Source organism: Burkholderia sp. MR1-5-21 (assembly GCF_053427715.1).
Genome location: NZ_JBSAXD010000037.1, coordinates 1 through 12197, shown reverse-complemented (window position 1 = coordinate 12197; position 12197 = coordinate 1). Strand labels below are relative to the sequence as shown.

General features: G+C 71.3%; 10 protein-coding genes. 9 read left to right on the top strand and 1 reads right to left on the bottom strand.

All coding sequences use genetic code 11. The annotated features are described in order from the left end of the window. Window positions 1-158: 158 nt before the first annotated feature. The 4 genes from hflK to ACV229_RS34350 all read left to right on the top strand — a co-directional run bounded on the left by hflK (window position 159) and on the right by ACV229_RS34350 (window position 6279). Window positions 159-2090, top strand: coding sequence for a protease modulator HflK (gene hflK / locus ACV229_RS34365; RefSeq protein ID WP_448087535.1), 1932 nt, complete (start codon window positions 159-161; stop codon window positions 2088-2090). 93 nt (window positions 2091-2183) lie between these two features. Beyond that, entirely contained in the window at window positions 2184-3221 is a 1038-nt protein-coding gene (gene hflC / locus ACV229_RS34360; protein ID WP_448087534.1) for a protease modulator HflC, read from the top strand. Continuing rightward, a complete protein-coding gene (locus ACV229_RS34355) occupies window positions 3218-4294 on the top strand; it encodes an SPFH domain-containing protein (RefSeq protein ID WP_448087533.1) in 1077 nt (358 codons plus the stop codon). Before hflC ends, ACV229_RS34355 begins: the two co-directional genes overlap by 4 nt. After that, the gene (locus ACV229_RS34350) at window positions 4291-6279 is read left to right on the top strand and encodes a heavy metal translocating P-type ATPase (RefSeq protein WP_448087532.1); all 1989 of its coding nucleotides are present in this window, start codon (window positions 4291-4293) and stop codon (window positions 6277-6279) included. The genes ACV229_RS34355 and ACV229_RS34350 overlap by 4 nt, the downstream gene beginning before the upstream one ends. 28 nt (window positions 6280-6307) lie before the next feature. Here the strand turns inward: ACV229_RS34350 and ACV229_RS34345 are convergent, their stop codons facing one another. Beyond that, window positions 6308-7483: a GGDEF domain-containing protein gene (locus ACV229_RS34345; RefSeq protein ID WP_448087531.1), complete on the bottom strand. Its 1176-nt coding sequence runs from the start codon at window positions 7481-7483 to the stop codon at window positions 6308-6310. Between the two features lie 446 nt (window positions 7484-7929). On the opposite strand from ACV229_RS34345, the gene ACV229_RS34340 reads away from it, so the two are divergent. From ACV229_RS34340 to ACV229_RS34320, 5 genes are all read left to right on the top strand, one after another. Then, complete coding sequence (locus ACV229_RS34340; protein WP_448087530.1) at window positions 7930-8436, top strand: DUF1993 domain-containing protein; 507 nt, start codon at window positions 7930-7932, stop codon at window positions 8434-8436. Between the two features lie 238 nt (window positions 8437-8674). After that, window positions 8675-9820 (top strand): bifunctional 3,4-dihydroxy-2-butanone-4-phosphate synthase/GTP cyclohydrolase II, encoded by a 1146-nt coding sequence (gene ribBA / locus ACV229_RS34335; RefSeq protein ID WP_448087529.1) that lies wholly within the window; start codon window positions 8675-8677, stop codon window positions 9818-9820. 54 nt (window positions 9821-9874) lie between these two features. Continuing rightward, a complete protein-coding gene (ribH, locus tag ACV229_RS34330; protein WP_448087528.1) occupies window positions 9875-10396 on the top strand; it encodes a 6,7-dimethyl-8-ribityllumazine synthase in 522 nt (173 codons plus the stop codon). After that, window positions 10393-10830: a transcription antitermination factor NusB gene (gene nusB / locus ACV229_RS34325; protein WP_448087527.1), complete on the top strand. Its 438-nt coding sequence runs from the start codon at window positions 10393-10395 to the stop codon at window positions 10828-10830. Before ribH ends, nusB begins: the two co-directional genes overlap by 4 nt. Before the next feature lie 71 nt (window positions 10831-10901). Further along, window positions 10902-12098 carry a pyridoxal phosphate-dependent aminotransferase gene (locus ACV229_RS34320; protein ID WP_448087526.1) on the top strand — a complete coding sequence of 399 codons (1197 nt, stop codon included), beginning with the start codon at window positions 10902-10904 and terminating at the stop codon, window positions 12096-12098. Window positions 12099-12197: the final 99 nt, after the last annotated feature.

Genomic DNA, 12197 nt, shown 5'->3' with positions numbered 1-12197 from the left:
CGTGCGGCGGCACGCCGCCCGCCGTACCGCCGCCTCGCAAGCGCCGGTCGCCTTGAGTTTCCCCCCTCTCCACGCTACATTGCGGCTCGCGGTTTTCCGGATGGATCCCGGCGGCAGCACAACCGGCCGCGCCGTAACACGTACGTAAGGAAACTTCGATGGAGCATCGGGCGGAAGACGGGAACGACGACAACCGGCACGCGCCGGCCGGCCGCGATGCGCTCGCGGCCATCGCCGGCGCCGCCGCGTTGCTGGTTGCCGCGCTGGGTACGCTGAGCGTCGTGGACGTGCTGCCCGTCGACCTGCGCTGGTGCGCGCCGCTCGCCAGCGCGTGGTGCAACGTGCTCGTCGTCGCGATCGGCGTGATGGTCGCCGACCGCGCACGCCGCCACCCGCCGGCAGGCTTGCGAAGCGATCTGCTCGCAGCCGCGCTCCGCAATGCGTTCCGCCGCAAGCAGCGGCAAGAGCAAGAACCGGAACAGGAGCGGGAGCAGCACGACAACCCGTGGCCCGCGATCGCCGCCGCGATCGACTGGCGGCCGTGGGCCGTCACCGCGGGCGCCGCGCCCTCCGCCGCGATCGCGCTGATCGCGTGGCAACCGCCGCCGCCCGTCGCGCTGATCCGCGCGATGGCGGCGCCCGAACCGACGCTCGCCGCCGGCGCGGCCTGTATCGCCCTCGCCTTCATCACGCTCGTCGCCGAACGCCATCAAGCGGCGGCGGCCGCCGGTTCGCCGGTATCGGCGTCGCTCACGCGGATGCTGCGCGTCGCGCTCGTCACCGCGCTCGCGGCCGCCGCGGCAGCCGCGTGGTTCGCGTTCGAGCACCGCAGCGCGGACGGGCTCGTGCGCGCGGTCGCGCTGCTCAATGCGGCCGTGGCCGTCGAGCTGGCCGTCCGCGGCGCGCTGTCATGGTTTGCCGTGCCGCGCGGCGCGATCGTGCCATCCAGCGCGATCGCCGGCCTGCTGCGCCGGCGCCCGTCGCCGCTCGCGTCGCTCGGCACCGAACTGCGTCACCGCTACGGCATCGACCTGCGGCAGAGCTGGGGCTGGCGCAGCTTCGTGCGACTGCTGCCCGGCGCACTCGGCGCGACGGCCGCGTGCGCGTGGCTGCTCACCGCCGTCGTCGTGCTGACCCCGGAGCAGCGCGCGGTCTACGAACGCTTCGGCGCGCCGGTCGCGGTCTGGCAGCCCGGCCTGCACGTCGGCCTGCCCTGGCCGTTCGGCCGTGCGCGCATCGTCGACAACGGCACCGTGCATCAGGTCGCCATCTCGGGCGGCACGAACGGCGGCGGCGTCGACAACGTCGGCACACCCGCCGCGTCCGCCGACGGCCCGACGCCCGACCAGCTGAACCGCCTGTGGGACGCGCCGCATCCATGGGAAACGACCCAGGTGATCGCCGGCGCGAACGGCGACCGCCAGAACTTCCAGATCGTCAACGCCGACGTGCGGGTCGACTACCGGCTCGGCCCGACCGATGCCGACGCCCGCGCGGCGCTCTATCGCGCGGTCGATCCGGAGCGCACGGTGCGCGTCACCGCTGATCGGGAACTGCTCCATTACCTCGCCTCGCAAACGCTCGAATCGCTGCTCGAGACGAACCAGGCCGCGATGGCCGACCACCTGAAGCGCACGATCCAGCAGCAGCTCGACCGGCTGCAGAGCGGCGTCGACGTGATCGCGGTCGTGATCGAGAGCGTGCACCCGCCGACCGGCGCGGCAGCCGCCTATCACGACGTGCAGGCCGCGCAGATCCGCGCGCAGGCGAGCGTCGCGCAGGCGCGCGGGTTCGCGGCGGGCCTGCTCGGCAACGCGCAGCAGCAGGCGCTCACGCGGATCGCGCAGGCGGAGGCGCAGGCGGGCGACACGCTGTCGTCGGCGCGCGTGCAGCGGATCGATTTCGATGCCGACCTCGTCGCGTACCGGCTCGGCGGCCCCGCGTTTCCGTTCGAGTATTACCTCGGCAGCCTGCAACGCGGGCTGCGCAACGCGCGCATGACGATCATCGACGACCGGCTCGCCGACGGCACGCGGGCCACCGTCGACCTTCGCAACTATTCCGCCGGCGATCTGGCCGGCATCCATTGACATGTCCCGGCGATTTCCGCGCGGGCGGCACACGCCGGCGGCACGCTGCGCCGCCACGCCGCACCGGGAACACGCCGCACTCGGGGTGACATCGTGAGTCTGTTTCATTCGCACGCGCATGATCATGCGCACCACGGTCATGGCCATGACCACCCCGCGCATCACGGCGCGCCGCAGCCGCCCGGCGCGTTCCGCGTGCGCGCGGCCGTCGCGCTGCTGTGCGTCGTCGTCGCGATCACGGTCGCGAGCTTCGTGCAGGTGCGCGCCGGCGAGGCGTCGGTGATCACGCGCTTCGGGCGGCCCGTGCGGGTGCTGCTCGAACCGGGGCTGTCATGGCGCCTGCCCGCGCCGATCGACGCGGTGACGCCGGTCGACCTGCGCCTGCACACGACGTCGAGCGGACTGCAGGACGTCGGCACCCGCGACGGCCTGCGGATCATCGTCGAGGCCTACGTCGCATGGCGCGTGCCGGCCGACGCGCGCGACGTCGGCCGCTTCGTGCGCGCGGTCGGCAACGAACCGGACGAAGCGGCGCGGCAGATCCGCTCGCTCGTCGGCTCCGCGCTGCAGACGACGTCCGCCGGCTTCGACCTCGCGTCGCTCGTCAACACCGATCCGGCTCAGGTGAAGCTCGGCGAATTCGAGGACGCGCTGCGCCGGCAGATCGACGCGCAGCTTTATGCGGCCTACGGCGTGCGCGTCATCCAGGTCGGACTCGAGCGCCTCACGCTGCCGGCCGTCACGCTCGCCGCGACCGTCGACCGGATGAGCGCCGAGCGGCAGACGGTTGCCGCGCAGCGCACCGCCGACGGCAACCGCGAGGCCGCGCAGATCCGCTCGGACGCCGAGCGCGATGCGCGCATCGCGCTCGCGGACGCGAACGTGAAGGCCGCCGACATCGAGGCGCAATCGCGCAAGGACGCGGCCGACATCTACGGCAAGAGCTATGCGGGCAACCCGCGGCTGTACACGATGCTGCGTTCGCTCGACACGCTGAATTCGGTCGTCGGCACCAATACGAACCTGATCCTGCGCACCGACGCCGCGCCGTTCCGCGTACTCGTGCAGGGCCCGGCCGACGCGTCCGGCCAGGCCGCGCCGGCGGCCAAGCCGCACAAGGCTGCCCGATGAGCGCCGAAGCGGCCACGCCGCCGCTCGGCCCCGGCGCACAGGCCGTGCGCCTGTCGTTCTGGTTCGTCGTCGCGCTCGCGGTGCTGGCCGCGTGCGCGTGGGCAAGCTCGAACATCCGGCGGATTCCGGCGGACAGCCGCGCCGTCGTGATGCGCTTCGGCGCGTTCGTGCGCACCCAGGACGCGGGGCTCGTGGTCGCCTGGCCGCGGCCGTTCGAGACGGTGCTGCTCGTGCCGGGCCCCGCGCGCGTGCTCGAGCAAAAAATCCGCTCGCTCGATCGCGATCCGCGTGCGCGCGCGGCCGACGCCGCCGCACCGGGCGCGCCCGCGCCGTCGGAGTCGGGCGTCGCGCGGCTGCCCGACGCGCTCGCCGGCTCCGGCTACGTGCTGACGGGCGACGGCGGCGCCGTCGAATTGAGCGCCGTCCTCTATTACCGCGTCAGCGATCCGTACGCGTATGTGCTGCAGCAGGACCGCCTCGACGCGGCACTCGAGCGGATCGTGTCCGCGTCGGCCGCCGAAGTCGCGGCGAAACGCGACCTCGACGCGATCCTGGTCGCGCGGCCCGAGCAGCTCGCCGCCGACCGCCAGATGGCCGCGCGCCGCGAGCGGCTGCGCGGCGATCTCGCGGACGAGATCGCGCGCCACTTGCGCGCGCTCGACGCGGCGCACGCGGGGCTCGGCATCGAAGTCGCGCGCGTCGACGTGCAGGCCGCGTTTCCCGGCGCGGCAGCCGATGCGTTCAACTCGGTGCTGACGTCGCTGCAGCTCGCCGAACGGACCATCGCCGAAGCACGTACCGCCGCCGAACAGCGTCGCCAGGACGCGCAGCAGGACGCCGACCGGATCGTCCAGAACGCGCAAGCGCGCGCGGCCGAGCGGGTCGCGACCGCGCAGACCGACACGCTGGAGATCCGGCAGCTCGACGCGACGCTGCGCGAGAACGGCGATCCGGGCCTGCTGGCGCGACTCTATCGCGACCGCGTGCAGCGCCTGCTGTCGAAAGCGGGCCGCGTGACGACGATCGATCCGCGCGATACCTCGAACCTGATCCTGCCGGGGAACGCCCGATGAATCGCCTCGCCGAACCGGCCCTGCGGCCTGAGCCCGCGCCCGACGACACCGCGCCTGCCGCGACGGTCCACGCGCTGTCCACCGACGAACGGCGCACGATCACGCGGCAGATCGCGCTCGCGCTGCTCGCGGGCGGGCTGCTCGTACTGTCGCTCGCGTGGCAACACCTGTCGACCGGCGGCGAGCCGCTCGCGCAGGTGCTCGCCGCGCTCGCGTCGCTGATCGTCGCGGGGCCCGTATTTGCGAGCGCGTGGAACAGCCTGCGCGCGCCGAGCCTGCACGGCGTGACCGACCGCCTGATCGCGCTCGCGATGCTGGCCGCGTGGGCGGTCGGCGACATGACGACCGCCGCGCTGCTGCCGATCGTGATGACCTTCGGGCACGCACTGGAGGAACGCAGCGTGCTCGGCTCGCAGGAAGCGATTCGCGCGCTCGGCAGGCTGACGGCCGGCCGCGTGCGCCGCATCGGCGCGGGCGGCGACATCGACGAAGTCGCGTACGACGCGCTTCGCGCGGGCGATCGCATCGAAATCGTCGCCGGCGCGCGCATCCCGGCGGACGGCGTCGTGTACGCGGGCGCGTCGAGCGTCGACAACGGGCCGATCACCGGCGAATCCGTGCCGCTCGACGTGCACGAAGGCAGCGTCGTCTACGGCGGCGCGCTGAACCTCGACGGCGTGCTGCGCATCGAGGTCACCCATACCGGCAAGGAATCGACGCTCGGCAAGATCATCGAACTGATGCAGCACGCGGAACAGGCGAAGCCGCCCGTCACGCAGGTGCTCGAACGGCACATGGGCGCGTACCTCGCGCTCGTGCTGCTGATCGCGGCGATCGTCTGGTTCACGTCCGCGAACGCATCCGCGATGCTCGCGGTGATCGTCGCCGCGTGCCCGTGCGCGCTGGTGCTGGCGGCGCCGTCGACGGCGATCGCCGGGATCGCGGTCGGCGCGCGGCACGGCATCCTGTTTCGCAACGCGGCGTTCCTCGACAAGATTGCCGAGATCGACACGCTCGTGATCGACAAGACCGGCACCTTGACCCACGGGGAATTGCAGGTCCGGCAGGTGTGGCTGCAGCCCGGCGCCGACGGCGCGCAGGTGCGCGCGCTGGCCGCGCGCCTCGGCGAAAGCAGCGCGCACCCGGCGAGCCGCGCGCTCGTCCGGCATGCGACTGCAGCCGGCCTCGCGGGCACCGCCGCCGCGCCGTTCGAACGAACCCGGGAATTGCGCGGGCTCGGCGTCGTCGCCGATACGCCGGACGGCACCGCGGTGCTGGGCCGGCCCGCGCTACTCGCCGACCATGCGGTGGCGCTGCCGCCGCCCCCCGAAGGGTTCGACGGCCCGATCGTCGGCCTCGTGCTCGACGGCACGCTGCTCGCGTGGTTCGGCTTCGCGGACACGCTGCGGCCCGAGGCGCACGACGCGCTCGCCGAGCTGCGCGCGCTCGGTCTCGTGCGGCAGACGCTGCTGACGGGCGACCGCGAGCCGGTCGCGCGCAAGGTCGCGGCCGAGACCGGCATCGAGACCGTGGTCGCGCAGGCGCTGCCGCACGACAAGCTCGACTACGTGATGCGCGAGATCGGTGCCGGCCGGCACCCGCTCGTCGTCGGCGACGGGCTCAACGACGTGCTGGCGATCAAGGCCGGCTCGACCAGCATCGCGATGGGCGAACACGGGATCGACATCGCAGTCGCGTCGGCGGACGTCGTGCTGCTCGGCGACGACCTGCGGCGGATCCCGACCTGCATTCGGCTCGGCCGGCGCTGCCGGCGCACCGCGACGGTCAACGCAGCGATCGGGCTCGCGTGGACGCTTGCGGTGATCGCGCTGGCCGCGACCGGCGTGCTCGGCGCGGTGTGGGCCGCGATCCTGCACAACGTCGGCACGTTCGTCGTGATCGCGAACGCCGGCCGGCTGCTGCGGATCGACGACGGCGCCGGGCTGCCCGATACGGTTCCGGATGGCGAGGTGAGCCGGGCCTGATGCGGAGCCGGCAGGCAGCCGCCCTCGTTCAGACGACGACTCCGATGCGTTGCTCCGACGCAGCGACTGCCACCCGGTCACGCCCGGCCGACTTCGCCGCATAGAGCGCGGCATCGGCACGCGCCATCAATTGCGACAGCGGCTCGTCGGCGGCGCGCTCGGCTACGCCCGCGCTGAACGTGAACCGGACGACGCCGGCGGCATCCGGCACGGCGCCTCCGGCGCCCGCGAGCGCCGCTCGCAGGCGGTCGAACGCGCGCGCCGCATCGTCGGCGAACGCATCCGGGCACAGCACCGCGAACTCCTCGCCGCCGAGCCGCCCGAACAGATCGCACGGCCGGATCCCGCCCGATATCACCGCCGCAAAATGCACGAGCGCGTGGTCGCCCGCCGCATGTCCGTGGCGATCGTTGATGGTCTTGAAGTTGTCGAGGTCGACGATGACGAGCGACAGCGGCGCACCGGCGCGCGCCGCGCGCTGGCAGCGCTGCTCGGCCTGGTCGAGGAAGGCGCCGCGCATCAGCGCGCCCGTCAGGCCGTCGATGGTCGCGAGCCGCTCGAGACGTTCGGCCATGCGGTCGTGCGCGAGCATCACGACACCCATCGACAGGCACAGCAGGCTCAACACGCCGAGCGCGACGAACGCGACGTTCAGCGGCGTCGGGTGCAGCAGCGACGCGTCGTGGCCGCGCCCGAGCGCGAACGCGGCGCCACGGGCGAACTGGACGATCGCGCCGGCGATCGCGACCACCCATACGAACACATACGCGAACGCCGGACGATGCGCGGGGCGGCGCCGGTACGCGAGCCAGCCGATCGCGACGCGGACGTACACGGCCATCGCGGACACGAGCACGACACGCAGATCGGACAGCGATCCGGCCAGCGCGCAGCCGACGAGCGCCGCCGCCAGCAGCGCGGCCGCGGCCTGCTCGGCGCGATACACGGGCCGCAGGCCGAAGAACTGCCGGAAACCCTGCAGGATCGCGAGCGTTCCGCCCACATACAGCGCGGCGGCGGCGGCCACGGCCGCCTGCGACGACGGCGCGGCCAGCAGCGCGCCGACCGCCATCGCGAGCAGCGCCTGCGACGCGAGCCAGCGGCTGACGCCCGGCACGCCCGCACGCCACAGCGAGCCGAGCACTGTCGACGTCGCAACGCAGTTGATCATCAGGACGAGCAGCAGAACGGCGGGAGTCGACATGTCCGGGGAGCATCCGATCGAGATCGCCAAACGCCGGTGTGTACGCCGCTGCCGGCGCGCGCCACGGGCGCAGCCGGCGCCCCGCACGGGCCGGCGCTGGCGCGCGGCGCGCGAAGCCGGCCCGACGATGGCCGTTGGCACGGGCACGATACGTCACATCGCGTCACGCCCGACGTTTTGGCATGTCCGCCGATGGGGCGGACGTGTGCGCGCATTTTAACCGGTACGTGCAGCCGGTCGCGACTCGTCCGTCCGGCCAGGCGCGCTTGCCACCCGATCGCCACTCCCCCTCCCGGTCGCCCCCTTGTTCGTTCGGCCAACGTCACGCACGCGAGATGCCGCCGCGCTATGATGCTGCAGCGGCAATTTCGCCGCCTCATTGCATCACGCGCCGGACTCCATCGCGTGCCGGCGCGCGCACGATCGTCCCCTTCGAGGAACCGTCCATGTCCATTTCGATGTACCAGGCCTCGGTGCCTGTCCTGATCCGCGGCCTCACCAACCTGCAGCACATTCTCGGCAAGGCTCAGGCGCATGCGGCCGAAAAGCAGATCGATCCGTCGGTGCTGATCGGCGCCCGCCTGTACCCGGACATGCTGCCGCTCGCGCGCCAGGTCTTCATCGCGACCGACACCGCGAAGGGCTGCGCCGCACGGCTGGCGGACGTCGAGATCCCGAGCTACGCGGACGTCGAGCAGACGTTCGACGAACTGCACGCGCGCCTGCAGAAAACGATCGACTTCCTGACGGGCTTCGACGCGGCGCAGATCGACGGCTCGGAAACGCGCCAGATCGTGCTCAAGATGCGCGTCGGCCCGCGCGAGTTCACGGGCCAGTCGTACCTGCTGGATTTCGTGCTGCCGAACTTCTTCTTCCACGTGACGACCGCATATGACATCCTGCGTCACAACGGCGTCGAACTCGGCAAGCTCGACTTCCTCGGGCGGCCGTAAGGCCAGGCGCAACCGGAGCCGGCCGCGCAGCATGGCCGCGCAAACGCTCCGCCTGCGCAGCCGCCGTCCCGCGCCGCGGCTGAAGCACACGATGCGCCGGAGGGCCGCCGGGCCGGCCCGGCGGCCGCTCGCGCCGGCGTTTTCGGCGCCCGGCGCCGCTGCTGCCGCCCGCGCGAGCCGAAACCCGGCCCGGCTGGCGTAAAATACGCACTTTCCTCTTACTCGCCCCTCCCCCTTTATGACGCTCGCCTCCACGCCCGACATCATTGCCGAGCTGAAAGCCGGCCGGATGGTGATCCTGGTTGACGAAGAAGACCGCGAAAACGAAGGCGATCTGGTGATCGCCGCCGAATTCGTGACGCCGGAAGCGATCAACTTCATGGCGAAGTTCGGCCGCGGCCTGATTTGTCTGACGTTGACGCAGGAACGCTGCAAGCAGCTGCACCTGCCGTTGATGACGTACCGCAACGGCACGCAGTACGGCACCGCGTTCACGGTCAGCATCGAAGCGGCCGAAGGCGTGACGACCGGGATCTCGGCCGCCGACCGCGCGCACACGATCGCGACGGCGGTCGCGCACGACGTGCGCCCCGAGCAGATCGTGCAGCCGGGCCACGTGTTCCCGATCATGGCGCAGCCGGGCGGCGTGCTCGTGCGTGCCGGTCATACCGAGGCCGGCTGCGACTTCACCGCGCTTGCCGGCCTCACGCCCGCCGCGGTGATCTGCGAGATCATCAAGGACGACGGGACGATGGCCCGCCTGCCGGACCTGATCGAATTCGCGAAGGAACATGGCCTGATGATCGGCACGATCGCCGACCTGATCCATTACCGCAGCCGCACCGAGTCGATCATCGAGCGCGTCGCCGAGCGCACGATGCAGACCGCGCACGGCACGTTCCGCGCGGTGCTGTACCGCGACCAGCCGACCGGCTCGCCGCACATCGCGCTGGTGCGCGGCACGCCGTCGCCGGATCGCGACACGCCGGTGCGCGTGCACGAGCCGCTGTCGGTCCTCGACCTGCTCGAGACCGGCGTGTCGACGCACTCGTGGACGCTCGACGCGGCCATGCGCGAGATCGCGCAGCGCGACCACGGCGTGATCGTGCTGCTCAATTGCGGCGACACGAAGGAACATCTGGTCGACGTCTTCAAGGCGTTCGACGAGGAAGAGAAGGCCGCGGCGCTGAAGCGCCGGCCGGTCGATTTCAAGACGTTCGGCATCGGCGCGCAGATCCTGCGCGATGTCGGCGTCAGCAAGATGCAGGTGCTGTCGAATCCGCGCAAGCTGGGCAGCATGTCCGGCTACGGCCTCGAAGTCACGGGCTTCGTGCCGATGCCAGGCGGCGAAGCCAAGGCCTGCGGCTCGACGCCGCACGCGTAATCCGTCACGGCATTTTCGACTTATAACCGTTCATCCACACCACGGACAAAGATCATGGAAATCGGACAATACCAACCGAATCTCGAAGGCGACGGCCTGCGTATCGGCATCGTGCAATCGCGCTTCAACGAGCCCGTGTGCAACGGCCTCGCTGACGCATGCGTCGAAGAGCTGGAACGCCTCGGCGTCACCGGCGAAGACGTGCTGCTCGTGTCGGTGCCGGGCGCGCTGGAAATCCCGCTCGCGCTGCAGAAGCTCGCGGAAAGCGGCCAGTTCGACGCGCTGATCGCGCTCGGCGCGGTGATCCGCGGCGAGACCTATCACTTCGAGCTCGTGTCGAACGAGAGCGGCGCGGGCATCACCCGCATCGCCCTCGACTTCAACCTGCCGATCGCAAACGCGGTCCTGACGACCGAAACCGACGAGCAGGCCGTCGCACGCATGACCGAGAAGGGCCGTGACGCGGCGCGTGTCGCGGTCGAGATGGCCAATCTGACGATGGCGCTCGATCAGCTCGGCGACGAGGAAGACGAAGAAGAAGAGGAAGACGAAGACGACGAAGAGGAGCGCGCATGAAGAAGAGCGCCCGCCGACAATCGCGCGAGCTGGCGACGCAAGGCCTGTATCAGTGGCTGCTGTCGAACGCGTCCGCAGGCGAGATCGACGCGCAACTGCGCGGCGCGCTGGGTTACGACAAGGCCGACAAGGACCTGCTCGAAGCAATCCTGCACGGCGTGATCCGCGAGCACGCGACGCTCGCGGACGCGCTCGCGCCCTGCCTCGATCGTCCGATCGACCAGCTTTCCCCGATCGAACGGGCGGTGCTGCTGATCGCGACGTTCGAACTCACGCACCACGTCGAAACGCCGTATCGCGTGATCATCAATGAAGCAGTCGAGCTGACCAAGACGTTCGGCGGCTCCGACGGCTACAAGTACGTGAACGGCGTGCTCGACAAGCTCGCAGCGCAATTGCGCCCCGCCGAAACGCAGGCGCGCCGCAACGGCTGATCCTCGACGGGCGCGCATGCGCCCGTTTTTTTCGCTTGTTTCGTTTGACGCTCCCCTCTCCCGACCGACCGATGAATACCACCGCCGATTCGCTCGTCACGCTCGCAGCGCGCGTCGACGCGATCCAGCCGTTTTACGTGATGGAGCTGATGAAGGAGGCGCAGCGGCTCGAAGCCGCGGGCCGCGACATCATCCACATGGGCATCGGCGAGCCGGACTTCACCGCGCCGGAACCGGTTGTCGAGGCGGCCGCCGCGGCGCTGCGCCGCGGCGTCACGCAGTACACGAGCGCGCTCGGCATCGCGCCGCTGCGCGAGGCGATCGCCGCGCACTATGCGCGCGCGTACGGGCTGACGATCAGCCCGGAGCGGATCGTCGTGACGGCCGGCGCATCGGCCGCGCTGCTGCTCGCGTGCCTTGCGCTCGTCGGCCGCGACGACGAGGTGCTGATGCCGGACCCGTCGTACCCGTGCAACCGGCACTTCGTCGCGGCGGCCGAAGGTCGCCCGGTGCTCGTGCCGAGCGGCCCGGCCGCGCGCTTCCAGCTCACCGCGGACGACGTGCGCCGGCTGTGGAGCGACAAGACGCGCGGCGTGCTGCTCGCGTCGCCGTCGAACCCGACCGGCACGTCGCTCGAGCCCGACGAGCTGAAGCGGATCGTCGAAGCCGTGCGTGCGCGCGGCGGCTTCACGATCGTCGACGAGATCTACCAGGGGCTCAGCTACGACGCGCCGCCCGTGTCGGCACTGTCGTTCGGCGACGACGTCGTCACCGTCAACAGCTTCTCGAAGTACTTCAGCATGACCGGCTGGCGGCTCGGCTGGCTCGTCGTGCCGCCGGCGCTCGTCGGCATCTTCGAGAAGCTCGCGCAGAACCTGTTCATCTGCCCGTCCGCGCTCGCGCAGCATGCGGCGCTCGCGTGCTTCGAGCCCGAGGCGCTCGACATCTACGAAGCGCGCCGCCTCGAATTCAAGCGGCGCCGCGATTTCATCGCGCCGGCCCTCGAACGTCTCGGCTTCACGGTGCCCGTGATGCCCGACGGCGCGTTCTACGTGTACGCGCACTGCGGCGGCGTCGCGCACCCGGCGGCCGGCGACAGCGCGGCGCTCACGCAGGCGATGCTGCACGATGCCGGCGTCGTGCTCGTGCCGGGGATGGATTTCGGTGTGCATGCGCCGCGCGACTATATCCGGCTGTCTTATGCGACCGCCTACTCGCGGCTCGAAGAAGCCGTCGAGCGGCTCGCGACGCTGTTCAGGCTGCGCTGACCGGGCCACGCGGCCGCGATCGGCACGAGGCGCACCGGCCGTCGACATCGACTCGCCTCCCCTCGCACTTCGCGCCCGCGCAAAAAAAAGCACCCACTC